We start from the raw sequence: 22,864 nt of genomic DNA, 5'->3' as shown, positions 1-22,864 counted from the left end.
CACCAAAGATGCACCGAAAATGAAAAGTAGATGTTACACGGAGGTTAACACATGTCACGGGGAACGTGGGTATCGCAACTCCTGCTCTGTTTCAGTTTCATTTGCTTTTCGGTTTCTGCGCAATCATTGGATGAGAAAAGTCGGAATCAACTGCTACAAGCACCGACGATCCAGCACAAAGTCGCAGCATTCAAACAACTGATTGCCGATGATAAAATTGATTCGTTAAACTTTGCCTTGCAACGATTGGCGTTGCCACAGCAAGAAGCTGTGCGCTTTTTGTTACTCCGGACTCTCGAACAAGAAAAAACCATCCTTTCAGCCCCTGTAGAACGTTTTGTCGAGCAACAACGTCGAATTCCACCTGTTTATTATCTTACCAATCAAGGTGAAGGGTTCGAATTTTCCACGCCAGCATTTGATTACCCTTCAGTTGCCAGCCGTTTAGTCAAAACCTGGCAACGGGAAAAAAGTGTCCTCGACTTTGTATTAAAAGTTGAACAGCATGAGCTGTCTTTACAACAATGGCTATCCGAAAATAAACGTCAGGGACATATCCGGGAATCCTTGTTGATTCAGGAGTTGGGGAGTTTATCGGAGTCGGGACTGAATTATTTGGTAAAGCAGGTTGTTGATGCAAGTATTCGGAGCTGGTTGCCTTCGACGCGAGTGATGGTTGCGCTGGCTCGGACTAGTCAGAGCCAAGATATTTATCGGTTATTGTGGTTGATGAAATCAGATAATAACTCTGAAGCGGAATTGACCCGCTTGTCTGGTTTACAGGATGATTTTTCTGTGCAGCAAGTGATGGCGGCGAGTAAGAACCCGAGTTTGAGGGCACTGGCAATTGAGGCTCTGATTCGTCTTAATCCAATGCCTGAACAGGTCAAAACGTATTTGGTTCAGGAGCTGAGTCAGGAAGAAGCCCCCTATGTTGCACAGGTGTTAGTCAATGCAGGGTATGGCAATTGGCTGGATGAATTAGTCAAAGCAAATCGTCAAATGAAGCTGCGCGTACTGAGTCAGGTATTGAGGTAGTCCGCTATTTTTAGCGTCATCGTTTTATGATGTATCTGTTTTATGGCAGCACGACTGAAAAGCATGAATACAATAGAAAAAGAAAATTCAGAGTTGTTTCGTTTTTGTTATACTGCCTCTGATATCACATTCAGGCAGAAGTCTTATGATTTTTAAGGATTTACGCGATTTTATCGACTATTTGGAAAAGCATGGTCAATTGAAACGTATTCAGCATCCGATTGACCCTCAATATGAAATGACCGAGATCTGCGATCGGACTTTAAGAGCGGGTGGTCCTGCACTTTTATTTGAGAATCCCGTCGGTTATGACATACCGGTACTGGCAAATCTGTTTGGTACACCGCAACGCGTCGCGATGGGGATGGGGCGCGTCGATGTCAGTGAACTCCGTGAAATCGGTCAGTTGCTTGCTTATCTCAAAGAACCAGAACCGCCAAAAGGCTTCAAGGATGCGATAGATAAACTTCCGGTTTTTAAGCAAGTCTTGAATATGCCGGTGAAGCGTTTGAAAAAGGCTCCCTGTCAGGAAGTTATCTGGCAAGGTGATGATGTTGATTTGGATAAAATTCCGGTCATGCGTTGTTGGCCGGGAGATGTGGCTCCGCTGTTGACCTGGGGACTGACAATTACCAAAGGGCCGACCAAAAAACGGCAAAATCTGGGCATCTACCGGCAACAGAAACTCAGTAAGAATAAAGTGATTATGCGGTGGTTTCAGCATCGTGGCGGCGCATTAGATTTTCGGGACTGGCAGGTTGAGCATCCCGGAGAACCGTTTCCGGTTTCGGTGGCTTTCGGTGCTGATCCGGCAACCATCCTCGGTGCCGTGACGCCGGTACCTGATACATTATCCGAATATGCATTTGCCGGATTGTTAAGAGGCAGCAAGACCGAAGTGGTTCAATCGATTAGCAATGATCTGGAAGTGCCGGCCAGCGCAGAGATTGTGCTCGAAGGATATATTGATCCCGGTGAGTATGCTGATGAAGGGCCTTATGGCGATCATACCGGTTATTTTAATGAAGTTGAGCGCCATCATGTCTTTACCGTCACTCATGTGACAATGAGAAAGCAGCCCATCTATCATAGTACCTATACGGGGAGACCACCGGATGAGCCGGCAGTTCTCGGGGAAGCATTAAATGAAGTGTTTGTGCCGATTCTACAGAAACAGTTCCCGGAAATTGTCGATTTTTACCTTCCCCCCGAAGGGTGTTCCTATCGGATGGCCGTCGTCACGATCAAGAAGCAGTATCCCGGTCATGCTAAGCGCGTGATGATGGGGGTCTGGTCTTTCTTACGACAATTTATGTATACCAAGTTTGTGATTGTCTGTGATGATGATATTAATGCACGAGACTGGAAAGATGTTATTTGGGCGATTACCACCCGGATGGATCCTGCCCGGGATACGACGATGGTTGAAAATACGCCCATCGATTCTCTGGATTTTGCTTCACCCGTCTCTGGGCTCGGCTCTAAAATGGGGTTGGATGCAACCAATAAGTGGGAAGGCGAGACAACCCGGGAGTGGGGTAAAGAGATCCGTAAAGATCCGGAAATTGTCAGCAAGATCGATGCGATCTGGGATGAGTTGGGAATCTTATGACCTTTACGGTACGCTTACTGCCCGAAAACCTTGAATTTACCGTAGAACATGGTCAAACCGTGTTGGATGCGGCAATTCGTCAGCAAATACCTTTCCCATATCGGTGCCGGGTCGGTGCGTGTGGGATGTGTTTGTGCAAAAAACTTTCGGGAGAAGTTTCCTACCAACTCGAACCGATGCTTACAGAAGAAGAGCAGTCTCAGGGATGGATATTTTCCTGTCAGGCGTATGCTCAAACTCATTTAGTCCTTACTTGGGATGAGTAAGGAAGAGGAATTATAATGACCATAACATGTAAAGTTAACTCAGTTCAGCCTTTAGCCAGTAATACGTACCGTATTCTTCTCCAACCGGAATCACCCGTTGATTTCCACGCGGGTCAGTACCTGATGGTGGTGATGGCAGAGGGAGACAAACGTCCGTTCTCGATTGCCAGTAGTCCATGCCGGCAAGGTGGGGAACTTGAATTGCATATTGGTGCGGCTGAACATAATGCCTACGCCAGTGAAGTCGTTGATGCCATGCAGGCTGCATTGCAGCAAGATGGTGAGATCACCATCGATGCACCCCATGGTGACGCATGGCTCAAAGAAGATACAACCCGTCCGTTATTACTGATTGCCGGTGGAACTGGTTTCAGTTATGTCCGTTCGATACTGGATCATTGCCTGAACCAGAATATTCAGCGGGATATTTTTCTTTACTGGGGGGCAAAAGATGTTCTTCAGCTTTACGCATTAGACGAATTACGTGATTTGGCAGCGCAACATGCCAGACTTACATTTACACCGGTTGTGGAGATATCCACCGATCCGCTTTGGAGCGGGAAAGTCGGCAATGTGTTGCAAGCGGTCAGTAGTGATTTTGAATCGCTGGAAGCGTTTGATATTTATATTGCCGGTCGGTTTGACATGGCAGGTGCGGCCCGGGAACAGTTTACTCAGAATAAGCACGCGAGAAGTGAACGTATCTACGGCGATGCATTTGCGTTTATCTGATCAGATTTATTGTTCGTTAACTCAAAAAGGAAAGCCTCCGTCCGGAGGCTTTCCTTTTTAATGTGTGGATGCCTGAGCTCCTAAAGAATCTGTTTTAAAATCCGGTCGGCTTTGATTCGACGAATCCGTTTCAACAGACGCTGCACTTCAGCCGGATAGTTTTCAAAATCGTCCAGCTGCTTATAGGTACAGACTAATTGTGTGTGTTGCAGAATATTGTCGAACTCTTGTTCAAACTGACTCTGAAGGTGGCCATGGTGATCCTGAATCAGAATGCCGTTTTCCAGATCAAGTTTCCAGGCTCTTGGATTCAGGTTGCTACCGGTAATGAGCATATAACGTTTATCGACCCAGACCCCTTTCAAATGAAAACTGTTGTCGTCATGCTTCCATAAGTGAATTGATAACTGCCGACTGGCAATTCTGGCCTCATTCGCTTTCGCAAAACGACGCAGATTCAATTCATATAAATAGGGTAACCCACCAATTGTTTTAAAGGTTTCTTCTGGTGGGATGTAAAAATCATTGGCGGTTTTATCACCGACGATAATATGAATTTTCACCCCACGTCTGAGAGCTTTTTTCACCTGATTAGCAATATTATTCGGGAAATTAAAATAAGGTGTACAGATAATAATTTCTTCTTTCGCCTGAGCAATCAGGTGAGTGATATATTGATTCAGTCGGTTACTGCGTTTACCAAGGCCAACTAATGGTGTCAGACCGATTTGGGTCTGTGTGACTGGCTGATCCGGCACCTGATAACTGGCTTGCGCTAACAGTGTCCGGAACTGACGAATCACCGTTTTCAAATCTTTGGTCGCAGGACGAGACGGATTGGCCAGGTTATTCACAGCCGGATGAGACAGCAAGTGCTCACGGATAAACCCGATCATCGAGTCGGCAAGATATTGGTTGTGGAAAGAGTGGTAACGGTCAAAGCGATAGCGGTTCTGATAATGCAGATAAATATTGTTCAGGCTTGCACCACTATATATAACTTCATCATCAACAATGAAGCCTTTGAGGTGGAGTACACCGAATACTTCTCGTCCCCGGACCGGAATGCCATAAACGGCGATAGGATTGTCACTGTCTTGGGCAAATGACTCATACATCACAGCATTTCCCTGAGACTGCTTCGCACCGATCAGACCTCGTTGAGCTCGGTGCCAGTCAACACAGATCACAATATCCAGTTGTGGATTTCTTTGTTTGGCTGCATAAAGCTCAGCAAGAATTTCCTGACCGGCGTCATCAGCTTCAAGGTAGAGAGCAACAATATAAATTCTGTGATTGGCTTGTCGAATCGCCTGAATCAAGTGATGCCGAAATTGTTCTGCGGAGTGCAGGACTTGAAAATCTTTCGGCTCTAACGCAATAGTGGGTAGCTGTTCGAATAGATTTCTACGAGCAATCATCGTGGATGCGGTACCTTCAATTCAAGTGGATGCGATATAGCAAAGCCCCGATACTATCAAATTCGGTGAATGAATGGCTATATCTAAGTCACTTCCGGCGGATCATTTCCTCTTGTCAGCCATAAATAAGCAGTAAATGACAGAGCCTTACTGCTGAAATGGCGGGGAATACTGCATCGGTAGTATATCTCTGCCTTGATTGCAATAACGTTGATAGAGATGATTGATTTCGACCGGCAGTGTTTGCGGTGATTGACGTTCAAAATGATGTTGATGATAAAAGTTTTCTAAGTGGCGATAAGCAAAACAGAAAACATGTTGCTTGAGAACATATGCTTCACAGTAACTCAGGAGTTGATGACCGATACCTTGAGCGCGTAACTCTTTGGCGACAGCCATCCCGGTTAAAAGCAGATATGAAGTGCCGATATGACGAAAACGCACCACAGCACAGAGTTGACCGGCAATGTGTGCGGTATAGATCAGTTCATTGCGTTTGGGTTTTGCTGTCGGGTAGTGCTGTTTATAAAAGCGTTGCACCAAAGGAAGTTTGAGTGGATCTAACATTTCGAAAGATAAATGATCCATAGGATATCTGAATGGTCTTCATCTGATATAGAATAGTCGTAGTTTATGTGATTTAAAGAAAGCCATGCAAATATATCTCAACGAAAATCTCAGTGCTTATCATACGTTTGGTATTGAGCAGTCCTGTCAGGTGTTGGTGACAGTTGATACTGTTGCAGAACTCATTGATGTTTATCGTGATCCACAATGGCAATCGCTACCGAAAATGGTGCTCGGTAAAGGCAGTAATGTGTTGTTTACTGAGTTCTATGAAGGTGTTGTGATTCTCAATCAGCTACGGGGCATTGATGTAAGGGAAGATGAAAACCACTATTTTCTGCATGTTCAGGGCGGTGAAGGCTGGCCTGAATTAGTGGAATGGTGTGTGTCGCAGCAAATTCCCGGACTGGAAAATTTAGCCATGATTCCCGGATGTGCCGGGAGTGCACCAATCCAGAACATTGGTGCTTATGGCATCGAGTTTCAGGATGTGTGTGACTATGTTGATTATCTCTGTCTCGAGACGTTTCAAGTCATTCGTTTGAATCGTGCCGAATGTTTATTTGGTTACCGTGATTCGATTTTCAAACATCAGCTTTACCAGCGGGCGGTTGTGGTTGGGGTCGGCTTAAAGCTGACCAAAGCATGGCAGCCTCGTCTGAAGTATGGCCCATTGCAGCAGTTAGCAAGCAGTTGTTCACCCGCTGAAGTGTTTGACTGTATCTGTGATATCCGCACCCGTAAACTTCCCGATCCCACACGCATTGGGAATGCCGGTAGCTTTTTTAAAAATCCCGTACTGACCGAGGCTCAGTTTCAAACACTGGCAGCCAATTATCCGGATGTAGTGAGTTACCCTGCTTCGTCAGGCGTGAAAGTCGCAGCCGGTTGGCTCATTGATCAATGTGGCCTGAAAGGTTTTCAAATTGGTGGGGCTGCCATTCATGAACAGCAGGCGCTGGTTGTGATTAATCGTCAACACGCGACAGCTTTGGATGTGATTCAGCTTGCAGCGCATGTATATCGCAGCGTCTACGAAAAGTATGGTGTTGCTTTGGAGCATGAGGTGCGATTTATCGGGCGTGGCAGCGAAGTTTATTTGGATATGTGGCTGAAGGAGCAGCAATCATGAAAGAACATCATGCCAAGCTGACGATCCTGTCAACTTTAGCCGATGGTGGTTTTTACTCCGGTGAAGCATTGGGCGCAGCTTTAGGGATCTCCAGAGCGGCTATCAGCAAACATATCCGTGGGATTCAGGATTGGGGGGTTGATATATTTCGTGTCCAGGGTAAAGGCTATCAACTGGCTCAGCCGATGCAGTTATTGGATCAACACTATATTCAGAACCACGTTTCTACGCCGGTCCATTTACATCCGATCATTGATTCGACCAACCAGTACCTATTGGATCGCGTCGGCACATTAACCTCAGGAACGGTTTGCCTTGCTGAATATCAGCAAAAAGGTCGGGGAAGGCGAGGCAGGCAGTGGGTTTCTCCGTTTGGAGCAAACCTGTATTTCTCAATGTACTGGCAATTGGATGCGGGCATGGCCGCTGCGATGGGTCTGAGTCTGGTTGTCGGGGTTGCTGTTGTTGATGCCATGAAAACACTCGGTGTTGATGATATCAAATTGAAATGGCCCAATGATTTGTATTATCAGGATAAAAAATTGGCCGGGATTTTGGTTGAAGTTTCAGGGCAAGCCGGCGAAGCCGCACATCTCGTCATCGGTATGGGGATGAATTTATCCATGGCAGCGCAAACGCAGCAGATTGATCAGCCTTGGAGTAGTCTGGCTCAGGTAATCGGCAGTGATCACATTAATCGTAATGCTCTGGCCGTTGCCTTGATTCAATCTTGGACCCGGACTCTGGAAACCTATGAAAGAGAGGGGATGCGAAACTTCGTTGAAAGGTGGAATCAGGTTGATAATTTCATTAATCGTCCCGTTAAACTATTAATGGGAGAGCGTGTGATTACCGGTATTGAACGGGGCATTGATGCGCATGGTGCTGTACTACTGGAAACCGAACGAGGGATAGAAAGTTATGTCGGTGGGGAGATCTCTCTGCGCAGTAATGATACCCCTACGATCTCCTGAATGATGCAGCGGTAATTGCGCATGTATGATGGGGCGTATGCGGGTTCTGTAGCGCATACGCCCCATTATCATTACTGTCGCAACAGAATTTCTTCAACAGTATGGTTAATTCCTTTTCGCAGGATTAGTTGTGCTCTCTCTCGCGTCGGTAAAATATTTTCCTGTAAGTTCTTGCCATTGATGGCCCGCCAGATATTTTTTGCGATGGAGTGGGCTTCCGACTCATTCAGCTTTGTGTAGTGACTAAAATAGGAGCCCGGTCTTTTAAAGGCACCATGGCGAAACTTCATAAAACGTTCGATATACCATTTTTCAATCAGGGATGATTCTGCATCGACATAGATGGAAAAATCGAGAAAATCTGAAATGAAAACGCGATGGGGGGCATGGGGATAATCCATCCCACTTTGTAACACGTTGAGGCCTTCAATGAGCAAAATATCGGGAGCATCAACCGTTTTTACTTCCCCAGTGATGTCATAGGTCAGGTGAGAATAAACCGGGGCTGAGATATTTTTCTTCCCGGATTTAACATCAGAAACAAACTGCACCAGACATTTAATATCGTAAGATTCCGGAAATCCTTTTTTCTGCATAATCCCTTTTTCTAACAGCACTTCATTGGGATAAAGGAATCCATCGGTAGTAATGAGTTCAACTTTGGGGTGGTTGTCCCAGCGAGACAACAGTGCTTTGAGCAACCTTGCCGTTGTGCTTTTCCCGACAGCAACACTGCCTGCAATGCCGATAATAAATGGGGGGGCAATGTCAGTATGGCCTAAAAATTGGTTTAAGACGGTATTACGGCTTTGTCTGGCTGCAACGTAGAGGTTGAGTAAACGAGCTAACGGTAAGTAGATTTCAACAGCTTCTTTCATACTTAATGATTCATTGATACCTTGCAGCTCAACTAAATCATCTTCTGACAAAGTCATGGGAACGGAATTACGCAGATCCGACCACTGGCGTCTGTCGAATGAGAGATAAGGATCCATAATCTTTCCAACGATTGAAATCGGATAAAAGAGCAACATACCTCAAGAAGCAGAGAAAGCAACAAAGAATGGCGATATATTTCGTCAGTTACTGCGAAAACTGCTTGAAAAAACAACAAATAGATAAAAACGAGATAAAATTGTATTTTTTTTTTTGGAAATACTTGCAAGCAAAGAAATCATTCAATAGAATTCGCCCCACTTATGCGCCGACTTAGCTCAGTAGGTAGAGCAACTGACTTGTAATCAGTAGGTCGCCAGTTCGATTCCGGCAGTCGGCACCATCTCTTTTTTCAACAAAAAGAGACGATTTAAAATTTGGAGGGGTTCCCGAGTGGCCAAAGGGAGCAGACTGTAAATCTGCCGGCACTGCCTTCGATGGTTCGAATCCGTCCCCCTCCACCATATTCTTAAGGAAATAGCTCTTAGGGTTAAATACGTGTGCGGGCATCGTATAATGGCTATTACCTCAGCCTTCCAAGCTGATGATGCGGGTTCGATTCCCGCTGCCCGCTCCAACCTTTCCGAGTGCTGATATAGCTCAGTCGGTAGAGCGCACCCTTGGTAAGGGTGAGGTCCCCAGTTCAAATCTGGGTATCAGCACCACTCTAAGCAAATATTTCCTTTTGTTATATACTTTACTACCAGTAAATTTTGGTTGCGTGGTCATGAAAGCCACCTTAATCCGTACCTAGAGGGACAACTGATGTCTAAAGAAAAATTTGAACGTACGAAACCGCACGTAAACGTTGGTACTATCGGCCACGTTGACCACGGTAAAACAACACTAACAGCAGCAATCTGTACAGTGCTTTCTAAAGTATACGGCGGAGCAGCACGTGACTTTGCGTCAATCGATAACGCCCCGGAAGAGCGTGAGCGCGGTATTACAATTTCTACTTCACACGTAGAGTACGATACACCGACACGTCACTACGCACACGTAGACTGTCCTGGACACGCGGACTATGTTAAAAACATGATCACCGGTGCAGCACAGATGGACGGTGGTATCCTAGTTGTTGCTGCGACAGATGGCCCAATGCCACAAACTCGTGAGCACATTCTCTTAGGCCGTCAGGTTGGTATTCCTTACATCATCGTCTTCATGAACAAATGTGACATGGTAGATGATGAAGAGCTGCTTGAGCTGGTAGAAATGGAAGTTCGTGAACTGCTGTCAGAATACGATTTCCCAGGAGATGACCTACCAGTCATCCAAGGTTCAGCGCTGGGTGCACTGAACGGTGAAGAGCAGTGGGAGAAGAAGATTGTTGAGTTGGCAGAAGCTCTTGACAGCTACATCCCAGAGCCAGAGCGTGTGATTGACCAAGCATTCCTGCTGCCAATCGAAGATGTATTCTCAATCCAAGGCCGTGGAACAGTCGTAACAGGTCGTGTAGAGCAAGGAATCATCCGCGTTGGTGACGAAGTTGAAATCATTGGTGTGAAAGACACAACGAAGACAACTTGTACAGGTGTAGAGATGTTCCGTAAGCTGCTTGACGAAGGTCGTGCAGGTGAGAACGTTGGTGTGTTACTTCGTGGTACTAAGCGTGACGAAGTAGAACGTGGTCAGGTACTGGCAAAACCAGGTTCAATCACGCCACACACTAAGTTCGAATCAGAAGTTTACGTGTTGTCAAAAGATGAAGGTGGTCGTCATACGCCATTCTTCAAAGGTTACCGTCCACAGTTCTACTTCCGTACAACGGACGTGACAGGTAGCATCGAGTTGCCAGCAGGCGTAGAGATGGTGATGCCAGGTGATAACATTCAGATGACAGTTGAACTGATTGCCCCAATCGCGATGGACGAAGGTCTTCGTTTTGCGATCCGTGAAGGTGGCCGTACAGTTGGCGCTGGTGTTGTCGCAAAAATCATTGCATAATGATTTGACTCGGCGCTAGTAAAAAGGGCATCATTTGATGCCCTTTTTCTGCACTGAAGATTTATTTTGACGATTTGTTAGTCAAAAGTAAAAGGTTTGAGACAGAGAAGGTGTCTTTGTTTCTGAAAGTAAGCTTCGAACGCTTATTTTTGTTAGTTTGCCCTGCAACAGTGGGGTTTATTGTCGTCTATATTTAGATTTGTGACAGGTTGGGTTATGAAAGCAAATCATGCTGAAACTCCTGAGAGCTCAAATGCAGCAGATAAACTGAAATGGTTGATTGCTATTGTTCTGTTGGCTGCCGCTGTTGTGGGTAACTCCTTTTATGGTGAAACGGTTTCTGTCGTTATTCGTTCTGCTGGTGTTATTGTCTTAATTGCTGCCGCATTAGGTATTGCAGCGATCACTGTGAAAGGTAAAGAAGCGGTGAGCTTCGCGCGAGAAGCGCGTATGGAAATTCGTAAAGTAATATGGCCTACACGTCAGGAAACCGTGCAAACCACCTTAATTGTTCTGGCTGTCTGTGTTGTGATGGCTTTGGCCCTATGGGGTATTGACGGTATTATGGTTCGCCTTGTTGCATTTGCGACTGGAGTATAAGAGGGTTTAATTCATGAGTGAAGCTCCCAAAAAACGCTGGTATGTTGTTCAAGCCTTTTCTGGATTTGAAGGACGAGTGGCACAGTCACTGCGTGAACATATCAAAATGCATGGTATGGAAGAGTTGTTTGGTGAAGTATTAGTACCAACGGAAGAAGTTGTCGAGATGCGTGCTGGCCAACGCCGTAAAAGTGAAAGAAAATTCTTCCCTGGCTATGTACTCGTCCAGATGATCATGAATGATGAATCTTGGCACTTAGTGCGTAGTGTTCCTCGGGTTATGGGATTTATCGGTGGAACATCTGATCGTCCGGCTCCGATTACTGATAAAGAAGCAGATGCTATATTGAATCGTCTGGAGAAAGCGAGTGAAGCACCACGGCCGAAAACCATGTTTGAAGCGGGTGAAGTTGTTCGTGTTAATGACGGGCCATTTGCTGACTTTAACGGTACTGTTGAAGAAGTTGATTATGAGAAGAGCCGTTTGAAAGTCTCTGTCTCAATATTTGGTCGGGCAACTCCGGTTGAGCTTGAATTCGGTCAAGTTGAAAAACTCGATTAAAAAACCATCTTTTTAGACTTGTTTAAGGCGCGAAATTTGACTATAATTTCGCGCCTTTTTACAGGTCTTCACTAGAAACGGGGAGCTGATCAGTCGATTAGCGTTACTACCCATTATGTAGGAAATATCATGGCTAAGAAAGTTGAAGCTTATATCAAGCTGCAAGTTGCAGCAGGTATGGCAAACCCAAGTCCACCAGTTGGTCCAGCACTGGGTCAGCGCGGTGTGAACATTATGGAATTCTGTAAAGCATTTAATGCAAAAACAGAATCTGTAGAGAAAGGTCTTCCGATTCCAGTTGTTATCACTGTATACAGCGACCGTTCTTTCACTTTTGAAACGAAGACACCACCAGCAGCTGTGCTTCTGAAGAAAGCAGCAGGCATCAAGTCTGGTTCTGGTCGTCCTAATACAGAGAAAGTGGGCACAATTACTGACGCTCAAATTCAGGAAATCGCAGAAACTAAAGCTGCGGATATGACTGGTGCAGATATCGAAGCAATGAAGCGTTCTATCGCGGGTACTGCTCGTTCAATGGGTCTAGTGGTAGAGGGTTAATATCATGGCAAAACTAACTAAGCGTATGCGTACTATCCGCGAAAAAGTGGATGTTACTAAAGAATATGATATCAACGAAGCTGTTGCATTGCTGAAAGAACTGGCGACTGCAAAATTTGTTGAGTCTGTCGACGTTGCTGTGAACTTGGGTATCGATGCACGTAAATCTGATCAGAATGTTCGTGGTGCAACTGTACTGCCTCATGGTACTGGTCGTGAAGTTCGTGTTGCAGTTTTCACTCAAGGTGCAAACGCTGACGCAGCAAAAGAAGCGGGTGCTGATCTTGTCGGTATGGAAGATCTTGCTGAACAAGTGAAGAAAGGCGAACTGAATTTTGACGTTGTTGTTGCATCTCCAGATGCAATGCGTGTTGTCGGTCAGTTAGGGACTATCCTTGGTCCTCGTGGCCTGATGCCAAACCCTAAAGTTGGTACTGTAACACCAAACGTTGCTGAAGCGGTTAAAAACGCGAAGGCTGGTCAGGTTCGTTACCGTAATGACAAAAATGGGATCATCCATACAACTATCGGTAAGGTTTCTTTCGATGCTGAACAATTGAAAGAAAACTTAGAAGCACTGATTGTTGCACTGAAAAAAGCAAAACCATCTACATCGAAAGGCTCTTACGTGAAGAAAGTAAGTCTTTCTACAACGATGGGCGCTGGTGTTGCAATTGATCAGGCAACTTTAAGCACTCAAGCTTAATTTATTTGCTTAGGCGTAAAATTTATGTATAATCTTGCGCCTAATATTTGTGGTTGGGGCTGAACCTTGGTTCTTTGAACTATAATCCAGTCTCCGTCCAAGACCGTAGGCGTCGTCCTTGAGATGGCTTAATCAAACCTACGTAGATGGTGCCCGAACTGACGAAAGCTCTATTTTTATAACTTTCTTCTGGGACTGCACCTAAAAAGCTCTCACTGTTGATGAGAATAGTGAGTGGTGTAACGACAACCAGGAGTAAATCCAAGATGGCTTTAAATCTTCAAGACAAAAAAGCAATTGTTGCTGAAGTCAACGAAGCAGCCAGTGGTGCACTTTCTGCAGTTGTTGCTGATTCTCGTGGTGTTCAAGTTAGTGCGATGACTTCTCTGCGTAAACAGGCTCGTGAAGCCGGTGTTTACATGAGAGTTGTTCGTAACACACTAGCACGCCGCGCAGTTGAAGGCACAGACTACGAATGTCTGAAAGACGTATTCGTAGGTCCTACTTTGATTGGTTTCTCTACTGAGCACCCAGGTGCTGCAGCACGTCTTTTCAAAGACTTTGCAAAAGAGAATAAAGATTTTGAGATCAAAGCAGCTGCATTCGAAGGTTCTATCGCTGATGTCGAAGTACTCGCAACGCTACCAACTTACGACGAAGCTATTGCACGTCTGATGATGTGCATGAAAGAAGCTTCTGCTGGCAAGCTGGCACGTACTATCGCTGCTATCCGCGACCAAAAACAAGAAGCTGCATAAGGCTTGCTTTTTACTGGTTGCTTATTAAACTAATTGTTGACTTAGAAGAGAATTGTTATGTCTATTACTAACGAGCAAATCCTAGACGCTATTGCAGAAATGTCTGTAATGCAAGTTGTTGAACTTATCGAAGCAATGGAAGAGAAATTTGGTGTTTCTGCTGCCGCTGCTGTTGTTGCTGGTGGCGCTGCTGCTGGTGGTGAAGCTGCTGCTGAACAAACTGAATTCGACGTTGTCCTAGCTTCTGCTGGCGCGAACAAAGTTGCTGTAATCAAAGCAGTTCGTGGCGCAACTGGTCTGGGTCTGAAAGAAGCGAAAGCACTTGTTGACGGTGCTCCTGCTCCTATCAAAGAAGGCATTGAGAAAGCAGAAGCTGAAGCTCTTAAAGCACAACTTGAAGAAGCTGGTGCAACTGTTGAGCTTAAGTAATTCTTACTTAATCGCTTAGCCGAAAGGCTAATGGCTGGTGGTTTATTGACCACCGGCCTTTTTGCGCTGTAGGGTGTCGATGAATTTTCCTACTGTTTAGTCATTCGACATTCGTGCAAAGAAACGTTTATCTCAACGTGATAAACGTCACTACAGTAAACAGTTAGTTAGTCACTGCCGTTTCCCTTTAATGTAACAAAGGTGGGCAGTTTGGGTCACTTATCAGCGAGCTGAGGAACCCCATGGTTTACTCCTATACCGAGAAAAAGCGCATCCGCAAGGACTTTGGTACTCGTCCACAAGTGTTGGACATTCCATACCTGCTATCGATCCAGCTCGATTCGTTCGACAAATTTATCGAACAGGATCCTGAAGGACAATATGGTCTAGAGGCTGCTTTTCGTTCTGTGTTTCCGATCCAGAGCTACAATGGCAACTCTGAGCTGCAATACGTTAGCTACCGTCTTGGTGAGCCAGTTTTTGATGTGAAAGAATGTCAAATTCGTGGTGTAACTTATTCAAAACCTCTGCGTGTTAAACTGCGCTTGGTTATTTTTGATAAAGACGCACCAGCGGGTACTGTCAAAGATATTAAAGAACAAGAAGTCTACATGGGTGAAATCCCACTCATGACAGATAATGGTACTTTTGTAATTAATGGTACTGAGAGGGTTATCGTATCCCAGCTGCACCGAAGCCCCGGCGTGTTCTTCGACAGCGATAAGGGTAAGACCCACTCATCAGGAAAAGTCCTTTATAACGCACGTATCATTCCTTACCGTGGTTCGTGGCTTGATTTCGAATTCGATCCGAAAGATAACTTGTATGTTCGTATCGACCGTCGTCGCAAACTACCAGCTTCTATTATTCTGCGTGCGTTAGGCAAAACAACAGAAGAGATTTTGGATATTTTCTTCGAAAAAATACATTTCGAAGTGAAAGATCAAACGCTGATGATGGCTTTGGTTCCTGAACGTTTACGTGGTGAAACAGCCAGCTTTGATGTTGAAGCAAACGGAAAGGTCTATATCGAAAAAGGTCGTCGTGTTACTGCTCGTCATATTCGTCAGCTGGAAAAAGACGCGGTTGAATTCATCGAAGTGCCTGTCGAATATATTGTCGGCAAGGTTGCAGCGAAAGATTACGTGAATGAATCGACCGGAGAACTGATTGTTGCAGCGAACCAAGAGCTAAGTCTTGAAGCGTTGGCCAATCTTTCTCAAGCCGGTTATAAGAAGATTGAGGTTCTCTATACCAATGACCTTGATCACGGCTCATTTATGTCAGATACATTGCGTATCGACAGCACAACTGATCGTATTTCAGCACTGGTTGAAATCTATCGGATGATGCGCCCTGGTGAGCCACCAACAAAAGAAGCAGCTGAAGCACTGTTTGAAAGTCTGTTCTTCTCAGAAGAGCGTTATGATCTTTCAACGGTTGGACGGATGAAGTTCAACAGCTCTATTGAGCGGACTGATGCTGGCGATCTGGGAACACTCGACGAATTCGATATCATCGAAGTGATGAGAAAACTGATCGCTATCCGTAACGGGATCGGCGAAGTTGACGATATCGACCACTTGGGTAACCGTCGTATTCGTAGCGTCGGTGAAATGGCAGAGAACCAGTTCCGTGTTGGTCTTGTTCGTGTTGAGCGTGCAGTAAAAGAGCGTTTAAGTCTGGGTGATCTGGACAACGTCATGCCACAAGATCTGATCAATGCCAAGCCAATTTCGGCAGCAGTGAAAGAGTTCTTCGGTTCTTCTCAGCTCTCTCAGTTTATGGATCAGAACAACCCGCTGTCAGAAGTGACGCATAAACGTCGTATTTCTGCATTGGGTCCCGGTGGTCTGACGCGTGAGCGTGCAGGGTTTGAAGTGCGTGACGTTCACGTAACTCACTATGGCCGTTTATGTCCGATTGAAACACCTGAAGGTCCAAACATCGGTCTGATCAACTCATTATCTGCGTTTGCACGTTGTAATGAATATGGTTTCCTTGAGACGCCATATCGTCGTGTTGTTGACGGGGTTGTCACCGATGAAGTGGAATATTTGTCTGCGATTGAAGAAGGTCAGTTCGTTATTGCTCAGGCAAACGCTAAACTGACTGAAGAAAGCACGTTTGCTGATGAATTGATCACCGCTCGTCAAAAAGGTGAATCGGGTCTGCACCCTCGTGAACACGTCAACTATATGGACGTTGCGACTAACCAAGTTGTATCGATTGCAGCATCGCTCATCCCATTCCTTGAGCACGATGATGCGAACCGTGCCTTGATGGGTGCGAACATGCAACGTCAGGCAGTACCAACCCTTCGTGCTGATAAGCCGTTGGTCGGTACTGGTATTGAGCGTAATGTTGCTGTGGATTCAGGTGTAACTGCGGTTGCCAAACGTGGTGGTCATGTTCAGTCTGTTGACGCTTCTCGTATCGTTATCAAAGTCAATGAAGATGAGTTGATTCCGGGCGAAGCAGGGATTGATATCTATAACCTGACCAAGTACACACGTTCTAACCAGAACACATGTATTAACCAGCGTCCTTGCGTGATGCCGGGCGAACCTGTTGCCCGTGGTGATGTGCTTGCTGATGGTCCTTCAACCGATTTGGGTGAACTGGCACTTGGGCAAAATATGCGTATCGCATTTATGCCTTGGAATGGTTACAACTTCGAGGACTCGATCCTTGTTTCTGAGCGTGTAGTTCAGGAAGACCGGTTTACGACCATTCACATTCAAGAGCTTTCTTGTGTGGCGCGTGATACTAAGCTCGGTGCTGAAGAAATCACTGCGGATATTCCAAATGTTGGTGAAGCGGCACTATCCAAACTCGATGAGTCAGGTATTGTCTACATCGGTGCTGAAGTTAAGGGCGGTGATATTCTGGTTGGTAAAGTGACGCCAAAAGGCGAAACGCAACTGACACCGGAAGAGAAACTACTCCGTGCGATCTTTGGTGAAAAAGCGTCAGACGTTAAAGATACTTCACTGCGTGTACCAAACTCTGTTTCAGGAACGATTATCGATGTTCAAGTCTTCACTCGTGACGGCGTTGAAAAAGATAAACGTGCACTTGAAATCGAACATATGCAGCTAAAAGAAGCGAAAAAAGACCTGACAGAAGAGTTCCAAATTCTGGAAGGTGGTTTGCTTGCCCGTGTTAAATCGGTTCTGTTGTCTGGCGGTTATTCTGAAGCAAAACTTGATTCTATTGAGCGCAAGAGATGGCTGGAACAAACTCTGGAAGATGATGAGCTTCAGTCACAACTTGAACAGCTTGCAGAACAGTGGGATGAGCTAAAAGCTGATTTCGATAAGAAATTTGAAGCGAAGCGCCGCAAGATCACACAAGGTGATGACCTTGCCCCGGGTGTTCTGAAAATCGTCAAAGTTTATTTAGCGGTCAAACGTCGTATTCAGCCGGGTGATAAAATGGCTGGTCGTCATGGTAACAAAGGTGTTATTTCAAAAATTAACCCTGTAGAAGACATGCCATATGACGAAAACGGTCGCCCTGTTGATATCGTACTGAACCCACTCGGTGTACCATCGCGGATGAACATCGGTCAGATTCTTGAAGTTCACTTAGGTGCAGCTGCAAAAGGAATCGGTGACAAGATCAACCAGATGGTGAAAGAGCAGCAAGAAATTGCCAAACTGCGTGAGTTCTTACAGGAAGTTTATACATTAGGTAATGACATTCGTCAGAAAGTGGATATTTCCGCCCTTTCAGATGATGATGTTCGCACTTTAGCGAATAACTTACGTAATGGTCTTCCAGTTGCGACACCAGTATTCGACGGTGCAACAGAGCCAGAAATCAAGCAACTGCTGAAATTGGCAGATCTGCCTGAATCCGGTCAGTTGACATTGTTTGATGGCCGTACCGGTGATGCTTTCGAGCGTCCGGTTACTGTCGGCTACATGTACATGCTGAAACTGAACCACTTGGTTGACGATAAGATGCATGCACGTTCAACCGGTTCTTACAGCCTTGTAACTCAGCAACCACTTGGTGGTAAAGCTCAGTTCGGTGGTCAGCGGTTCGGTGAGATGGAAGTGTGGGCACTTGAAGCTTATGGTGCTGCTTATACACTTCAAGAAATGCTGACGGTGAAATCCGATGACGTGAATGGTCGGACGAAGATGTATAAAAACATCGTCGACGGCAATCACAGCATGGAACCGGGTATGCCAGAATCGTTCAACGTATTGTTGAAAGAGATTCGCTCACTGGGTATCAACATTGAGCTAGAAGACGAAGAGTAATTCTGTTCTAAGTTTTAGAATAGAGTTATCTGGTAGAAAGGCGCGACCTAGCGCCTTTTAACTCCTTACAGGAGCTGATTGTGAAAGACTTATTAAACTTTCTGAAAGCACAGCACAAGACCGAAGAATTTGATGCAATCAAAATCGGTCTTTCTTCACCTGATATGATCCGTTCGTGGTCATTTGGTGAAGTGAAAAAACCTGAAACTATCAACTACCGGACGTTCAAACCGGAGCGTGACGGTTTGTTTTGTGCGCGTATTTTTGGTCCGGTAAAAGACTATGAGTGTCTTTGCGGAAAGTACAAGCGTTTGAAACACCGTGGTGTGATTTGTGAAAAATGTGGCGTTGAAGTCACTCAGACTAAAGTTCGTCGTGACCGTATGGGACACATTGAACTGGCGTCTCCTGTTGCTCACATCTGGTTTCTGAAATCGCTTCCGTCTCGTATCGGCCTCTTAATGGATATGCCGCTGCGTGATATCGAGCGTGTACTTTATTTTGAAATGTACGTCGTTACCGAGCCGGGAATGACCGATCTGGAAAAAGGTCAGTTACTGACTGAAGAAGAGTATCTGGATCGTCTCGAAGAGTGGGGTGACGAATTTACAGCGAAAATGGGCGCAGAAGCTATCAAGGACCTGTTGGGTTCTATGGATATGCACCATGAAGCTGAAGTGATGCGTGAAGAGTTAAATACAACAAACTCTGAAACAAAACGTAAAAAAGTGACTAAACGCTTGAAGCTGGTTGAAGCATTTATTGCTTCCGGAAACAATCCTGAGTGGATGATTCTGACCGTGCTTCCTGTTTTGCCACCGGATTTACGTCCTTTGGTTCCTTTGGATGGTGGTCGTTTTGCAACCTCTGATCTGAATGACTTATATCGTCGTGTGATTAACCGTAACAACCGTCTGAAGCGTCTGCTTGAGCTTGCTGCTCCGGATATTATTGTCCGTAACGAAAAACGGATGCTACAGGAATCAGTTGATGCGTTGTTGGATAACGGACGTCGTGGTCGTGCGATTACCGGTTCAAACAAGCGTCCGCTGAAATCGCTTGCGGATATGATCAAAGGTAAACAAGGTCGTTTCCGTCAGAACCTGCTGGGTAAACGTGTTGACTATTCAGGTCGTTCTGTAATCACCGTTGGTCCATACCTGCGTCTGCATCAGTGCGGTCTGCCGAAAAAAATGGCTTTAGAGCTGTTTAAACCATTCATCTACAGCAAGTTAGAAACTCGTGGTCTGGCGACGACGATCAAAGCTGCGAAGAAAATGGTTGAACGTGAAGAGCCGGTCGTATGGGATATTCTGGATGAAGTTATCCGTGAACACCCTGTACTTCTGAACCGTGCACCGACACTTCACCGTTTGGGGATTCAGGCTTTTGAACCTGTTCTAATCGAAGGGAAAGCGATTCAGCTGCATCCATTGGTGTGTGCGGCGTATAACGCGGACTTCGATGGTGACCAAATGGCGGTTCACGTGCCGTTGACACTCGAAGCACAGCTTGAAGCGCGTACGCTGATGATGTCAACCAACAACATCCTGTCACCAGCATCAGGTGATCCAATCATCGTACCGTCACAGGACGTTGTTTTGGGTCTCTACTATATGACGCGTGAAAAGATCAATGCACCGGGTGAGGGCATGTACCTTGCTGGTCCGGCTGAAGCAGAGAAAGCATATCGCACCAAATCTGCTGCGCTTCACGCACGCGTAAAAGTCCGCATCACTGAAACTGTTCGTGATGAAGACGGCCGTGAAACGACAGAAACCAAAATGGTTGATACAACCATTGGTCGTGCAATGTTGTGGCAAATCGTGCCAAGAGGTCTGCCATTTAGCCTTGTGAACCAAAAACTGGGTAAAAAGCAGATTTCGAATCTGTTGAATGAGGCTTATCGTAAACTGGGTCTGAAAGATACGGTTATCTTCGCTGACCAGATTATGTATACCGGTTTTGCTTACGCGGCATTGTCAGGCGTTTCTGTTGGTATCGACGATATGGTTGTACCACCAGCGAAATATACTGAGATCTCTGAAGCTGAAGAAGAAGTTCGTGAAATTCAGGAGCAATTCCAGTCAGGTCTTGTGACTGCCGGTGAGCGGTATAACAAGGTGATCGATATTTGGGCTTCAACCAACGATCGTGTTGCGAAAGCAATGATGGAAAACCTGTCTTCTGAAACAGTCATCAACCGTCAGGGTGATGAAGAGAAGCAAGAGTCATTTAACAGCATTTACATGATGGCTGACTCCGGTGCCCGGGGTTCTGCTGCTCAGATTCGTCAGTTGGCCGGTATGCGTGGTCTGATGGCGCGTCCGGATGGTTCGATCATCGAAACACCGATTACGGCGAACTTTAAAGAAGGTCTGAACGTTCTTCAGTACTTTATCTCAACGCACGGTGCTCGTAAGGGTCTTGCGGATACAGCACTGAAAACAGCGAACTCAGGTTATCTGACTCGTCGTCTTGTTGACGTAGCACAAGATGTTGTTGTCACTGAGCATGACTGTGGTACGCACGAAGGTGTCGAGATGATGCCGCATATCGAAGGTGGTGATGTTAAAGTTGCTTTGACTGAACTTGCTTTGGGTCGTGTGGTTGCAGAAGATGTGCTTAAGCCGGGGACTGAAGAAATTTTGATTCCTCGTAACACGTTGATCGACGAGAAATGGTGTCAGATCATCGATGAAAACTCAGTTGACCAATTGAGAGTTCGTTCGGTTGTTACTTGTGATTCTGACTTCGGTTGTTGTGCTCAATGTTATGGTCGTGATCTTGCTCGCGGTCACTTGGTGAACCAAGGTGAATCGGTTGGGGTTATCGCCGCTCAGTCTATCGGTGAACCTGGTACTCAGTTAACGATGCGTACGTTCCACATCGGTGGTGCAGCATCGACAGCAGCGGCCGAGAACAGTATTCAGACGAAGAACAAAGGTTCTGTAAAACTGAATAATGCGAAATTCGTAACGAACAAAAACGGTAAGCTTGTCATCACTTCTCGTGCCACTGAACTGACCATTATCGATGAGTTCGGACGGACGAAAGAGAAACACAAACTACCTTATGGTTCCTTGTTGAGCAAAGCTGACGGTGACTTAGTTGACACTGGTGAAGTTGTTGCAAACTGGGAAGCGCACACCATGCCAATCATCACCGAGGTATCGGGTCGTGTTCAATACGTGGACATGATTGATGGCGTGACGGTTTCTCGTCAAATGGATGACTTAACCGGTCTGTCTTCAAGTGAAGTAACAGAAGCGGCTGCCCGTCCTTCTGCCGGTAAAGATATGCGCCCTGCAATCAAACTGGTTGATGAACAAGGTCGTGATGTCATGATTCCTGGTACAGATATGCCAGCTCAGTACTTCCTGCCGGGTAAAGCGATTGTCAACCTGGAAGATGGTGCGGAAGTGGGTGTCGGTGATACGCTGGCTCGTATTCCTCAGAAATCTGGCGGTAACCGGGATATTACCGGTGGTCTGCCTCGCGTTGCGGATCTGTTTGAAGCTCGTAAACCAAAAGAGCCTGCGATTCTGGCTGAACACACAGGTACTGTGTCATTCGGTAAAGAAACCAAAGGTAAGCGTCGTCTGATCATCACGCGTGAAGGCGGGGATACTTATGAAGAAATGGTTCCTAAGCATCGTCAGCTTAACGTGTTTGAAGGTGAGAAAGTCGAACGTGGTGACGTGATTGCTGATGGTCCTGAGTCTCCGCATGATATCTTGCGCTTGCGTGGTATCCATGCTGTGACACAGTACATTGCGAACGAAGTTCAGGAAGTTTATCGCTTACAAGGCGTTAAAATCAATGACAAGCACATTGAGACAATCGTTCGTCAGATGCTACGTAAGTGTACCATCACTTTTGCCGGTGATTCTGAGTTCCTCGCTGGCGAACAGGTTGAGTACTCTCAGGTGAAAATTGCTAACCGCCAATTAGTTGCGGAAGGTAAAGAACCTGCACGTTATGAACGTGAACTGTTGGGTATTACCAAAGCATCTTTGGCAACAGAATCATTCATCTCTGCTGCGTCGTTCCAGGAAACGACTCGCGTACTGACAGAAGCTGCGGTTTCTGGTAAGCGTGATGACTTACGTGGTCTGAAAGAGAATGTCATCGTTGGTCGATTGATTCCTGCCGGTACTGGTTTTGCTTACCATCAGGAACGTCATGCAAGACGTGATGCGCAGAAAGAAGGTCCATCCGCTGAACAAGCAACGGACAACTTAGCTGCATTGCTGAATGCGGGCTTTTCGTCTGATGAGTAATCATTGTTGATATGTAAAAAGGCGCCGGAAGGCGCCTTTTTTATATCAGTCTGAATACCAGCATTC

17 protein-coding genes, 4 tRNA genes and 1 pseudogene are annotated in these 22,864 nt (G+C 45.9%); 19 read left to right on the top strand and 3 right to left on the bottom strand.

Annotated elements, in window-relative coordinates; all coding sequences use genetic code 11:
• The first annotated feature begins 51 nt into the window (after positions 1-51).
• The 4 genes and pseudogenes from VR7878_RS14545 (at position 52) to fre (ending at position 3,648) form a co-directional block, all read left to right on the top strand.
• Positions 52-1,038, top strand: coding sequence for a hypothetical protein (locus tag VR7878_RS14545; RefSeq protein ID WP_235862893.1), 987 nt, complete (start codon positions 52-54; stop codon positions 1,036-1,038).
• A gap of 145 nt (positions 1,039-1,183) precedes the next feature.
• Positions 1,184-2,635 (top strand): annotated as a pseudogene (ubiD, locus tag VR7878_RS14540) (4-hydroxy-3-polyprenylbenzoate decarboxylase); the annotation flags it as partial.
• A gap of 11 nt (positions 2,636-2,646) precedes the next feature.
• A complete protein-coding gene (locus VR7878_RS14535; RefSeq protein WP_077336791.1) occupies positions 2,647-2,916 on the top strand; it encodes a 2Fe-2S iron-sulfur cluster-binding protein in 270 nt (89 codons plus the stop codon).
• Positions 2,917-2,931: 15 nt separating this feature from the next.
• Positions 2,932-3,648 (top strand): NAD(P)H-flavin reductase, encoded by a 717-nt coding sequence (gene fre, locus VR7878_RS14530; protein WP_077336790.1) that lies wholly within the window; start codon positions 2,932-2,934, stop codon positions 3,646-3,648.
• An 80-nt stretch (positions 3,649-3,728) separates the two neighbouring features.
• Here the strand turns inward: fre and pssA are convergent, their stop codons facing one another.
• Positions 3,729-5,069 carry a CDP-diacylglycerol--serine O-phosphatidyltransferase gene (pssA, locus tag VR7878_RS14525; RefSeq protein ID WP_077336789.1) on the bottom strand — a complete coding sequence of 447 codons (1,341 nt, stop codon included), beginning with the start codon at positions 5,067-5,069 and terminating at the stop codon, positions 3,729-3,731.
• A 147-nt stretch (positions 5,070-5,216) separates the two neighbouring features.
• Positions 5,217-5,657, bottom strand: a complete 441-nt coding sequence (locus VR7878_RS14520) for a GNAT family N-acetyltransferase (protein WP_077336788.1) — start codon at positions 5,655-5,657, stop codon at positions 5,217-5,219.
• Between the two features lie 64 nt (positions 5,658-5,721).
• Between VR7878_RS14520 and murB the strand changes: the two genes are divergently transcribed.
• On the top strand, positions 5,722-6,768 hold the full coding sequence (gene murB / locus VR7878_RS14515; protein WP_077336787.1) for a UDP-N-acetylmuramate dehydrogenase: 1,047 nt from the start codon (positions 5,722-5,724) through the stop codon (positions 6,766-6,768).
• Entirely contained in the window at positions 6,765-7,742 is a 978-nt protein-coding gene (gene birA / locus VR7878_RS14510) for a bifunctional biotin--[acetyl-CoA-carboxylase] ligase/biotin operon repressor BirA (protein ID WP_077336786.1), read from the top strand. Before murB ends, birA begins: the two co-directional genes overlap by 4 nt.
• 71 nt (positions 7,743-7,813) lie before the next feature.
• Here birA and coaA read toward each other — a convergent pair whose 3' ends face one another.
• Positions 7,814-8,737, bottom strand: coding sequence for a type I pantothenate kinase (gene coaA / locus VR7878_RS14505; protein ID WP_077336850.1), 924 nt, complete (start codon positions 8,735-8,737; stop codon positions 7,814-7,816).
• Between the two features lie 208 nt (positions 8,738-8,945).
• On the opposite strand from coaA, the gene VR7878_RS14500 reads away from it, so the two are divergent.
• The 13 genes from VR7878_RS14500 (at position 8,946) to rpoC (ending at position 22,798) form a co-directional block, all read left to right on the top strand.
• Positions 8,946-9,021: transfer RNA gene (locus tag VR7878_RS14500), tRNA-Thr, on the top strand.
• A gap of 36 nt (positions 9,022-9,057) precedes the next feature.
• A tRNA-Tyr gene (locus tag VR7878_RS14495) sits at positions 9,058-9,142 on the top strand.
• A gap of 38 nt (positions 9,143-9,180) precedes the next feature.
• Positions 9,181-9,255, top strand: a tRNA-Gly gene (locus VR7878_RS14490).
• Positions 9,256-9,267: 12 nt separating this feature from the next.
• Positions 9,268-9,343: transfer RNA gene (locus VR7878_RS14485), tRNA-Thr, on the top strand.
• Between the two features lie 100 nt (positions 9,344-9,443).
• Positions 9,444-10,628 (top strand): elongation factor Tu, encoded by a 1,185-nt coding sequence (gene tuf / locus VR7878_RS14480; RefSeq protein WP_038181313.1) that lies wholly within the window; start codon positions 9,444-9,446, stop codon positions 10,626-10,628.
• Positions 10,629-10,844: 216 nt separating this feature from the next.
• Positions 10,845-11,228: a preprotein translocase subunit SecE gene (gene secE / locus VR7878_RS14475; RefSeq protein ID WP_021021756.1), complete on the top strand. Its 384-nt coding sequence runs from the start codon at positions 10,845-10,847 to the stop codon at positions 11,226-11,228.
• A gap of 13 nt (positions 11,229-11,241) precedes the next feature.
• Positions 11,242-11,790, top strand: a complete 549-nt coding sequence (nusG, locus tag VR7878_RS14470) for a transcription termination/antitermination protein NusG (protein ID WP_001287510.1) — start codon at positions 11,242-11,244, stop codon at positions 11,788-11,790.
• 129 nt (positions 11,791-11,919) lie between these two features.
• Positions 11,920-12,348 (top strand): 50S ribosomal protein L11, encoded by a 429-nt coding sequence (gene rplK, locus VR7878_RS14465; RefSeq protein WP_038181318.1) that lies wholly within the window; start codon positions 11,920-11,922, stop codon positions 12,346-12,348.
• Between the two features lie 4 nt (positions 12,349-12,352).
• Positions 12,353-13,054, top strand: a complete 702-nt coding sequence (gene rplA, locus VR7878_RS14460; protein ID WP_038181321.1) for a 50S ribosomal protein L1 — start codon at positions 12,353-12,355, stop codon at positions 13,052-13,054.
• 266 nt (positions 13,055-13,320) lie between these two features.
• Complete coding sequence (gene rplJ / locus VR7878_RS14455; protein WP_077336785.1) at positions 13,321-13,812, top strand: 50S ribosomal protein L10; 492 nt, start codon at positions 13,321-13,323, stop codon at positions 13,810-13,812.
• A 57-nt stretch (positions 13,813-13,869) separates the two neighbouring features.
• Entirely contained in the window at positions 13,870-14,241 is a 372-nt protein-coding gene (gene rplL / locus VR7878_RS14450; RefSeq protein WP_077336784.1) for a 50S ribosomal protein L7/L12, read from the top strand.
• Positions 14,242-14,483: 242 nt separating this feature from the next.
• Positions 14,484-18,515 (top strand): DNA-directed RNA polymerase subunit beta, encoded by a 4,032-nt coding sequence (gene rpoB / locus VR7878_RS14445; protein WP_077336783.1) that lies wholly within the window; start codon positions 14,484-14,486, stop codon positions 18,513-18,515.
• An 80-nt stretch (positions 18,516-18,595) separates the two neighbouring features.
• Positions 18,596-22,798, top strand: a complete 4,203-nt coding sequence (gene rpoC / locus VR7878_RS14440; RefSeq protein WP_077336782.1) for a DNA-directed RNA polymerase subunit beta' — start codon at positions 18,596-18,598, stop codon at positions 22,796-22,798.
• Positions 22,799-22,864 lie beyond the last annotated feature (66 nt).

Origin of the sequence: Vibrio ruber DSM 16370, from assembly GCF_900163965.1 — a bacterium.
Classification (GTDB): Bacteria; Pseudomonadota; Gammaproteobacteria; order Enterobacterales; family Vibrionaceae; genus Vibrio; species Vibrio ruber.
The sequence above is the reverse complement of the archived record's forward strand: the minus strand, read 5'-3'. Positions and strand labels throughout refer to the sequence as shown.

Bases quoted from the DNA above. Each gene is read 5' to 3' on its own strand.
- fre (WP_077336790.1), top strand. From the start codon at position 2,932: ATGACCATAACATGTAAAGTTAACTCAGTTCAGCCTTTAGCCAGTAAT.
- coaA (WP_077336850.1), bottom strand. From the start codon at position 8,737: ATGGATCCTTATCTCTCATTCGACAGACGCCAGTGGTCGGATCTGCGT.
- secE (WP_021021756.1), top strand. From the start codon at position 10,845: ATGAAAGCAAATCATGCTGAAACTCCTGAGAGCTCAAATGCAGCAGAT.
- VR7878_RS14520 (WP_077336788.1), bottom strand. From the start codon at position 5,657: ATGGATCATTTATCTTTCGAAATGTTAGATCCACTCAAACTTCCTTTG.
- pssA (WP_077336789.1), bottom strand. From the start codon at position 5,069: ATGATTGCTCGTAGAAATCTATTCGAACAGCTACCCACTATTGCGTTA.
- VR7878_RS14545 (WP_235862893.1), top strand. From the start codon at position 52: ATGTCACGGGGAACGTGGGTATCGCAACTCCTGCTCTGTTTCAGTTTC.
- nusG (WP_001287510.1), top strand. From the start codon at position 11,242: ATGAGTGAAGCTCCCAAAAAACGCTGGTATGTTGTTCAAGCCTTTTCT.
- rplL (WP_077336784.1), top strand. From the start codon at position 13,870: ATGTCTATTACTAACGAGCAAATCCTAGACGCTATTGCAGAAATGTCT.
- murB (WP_077336787.1), top strand. From the start codon at position 5,722: ATGCAAATATATCTCAACGAAAATCTCAGTGCTTATCATACGTTTGGT.
- VR7878_RS14535 (WP_077336791.1), top strand. From the start codon at position 2,647: ATGACCTTTACGGTACGCTTACTGCCCGAAAACCTTGAATTTACCGTA.
- rplJ (WP_077336785.1), top strand. From the start codon at position 13,321: ATGGCTTTAAATCTTCAAGACAAAAAAGCAATTGTTGCTGAAGTCAAC.
- birA (WP_077336786.1), top strand. From the start codon at position 6,765: ATGAAAGAACATCATGCCAAGCTGACGATCCTGTCAACTTTAGCCGAT.
- rplK (WP_038181318.1), top strand. From the start codon at position 11,920: ATGGCTAAGAAAGTTGAAGCTTATATCAAGCTGCAAGTTGCAGCAGGT.
- rplA (WP_038181321.1), top strand. From the start codon at position 12,353: ATGGCAAAACTAACTAAGCGTATGCGTACTATCCGCGAAAAAGTGGAT.
- rpoB (WP_077336783.1), top strand. From the start codon at position 14,484: ATGGTTTACTCCTATACCGAGAAAAAGCGCATCCGCAAGGACTTTGGT.
- tuf (WP_038181313.1), top strand. From the start codon at position 9,444: ATGTCTAAAGAAAAATTTGAACGTACGAAACCGCACGTAAACGTTGGT.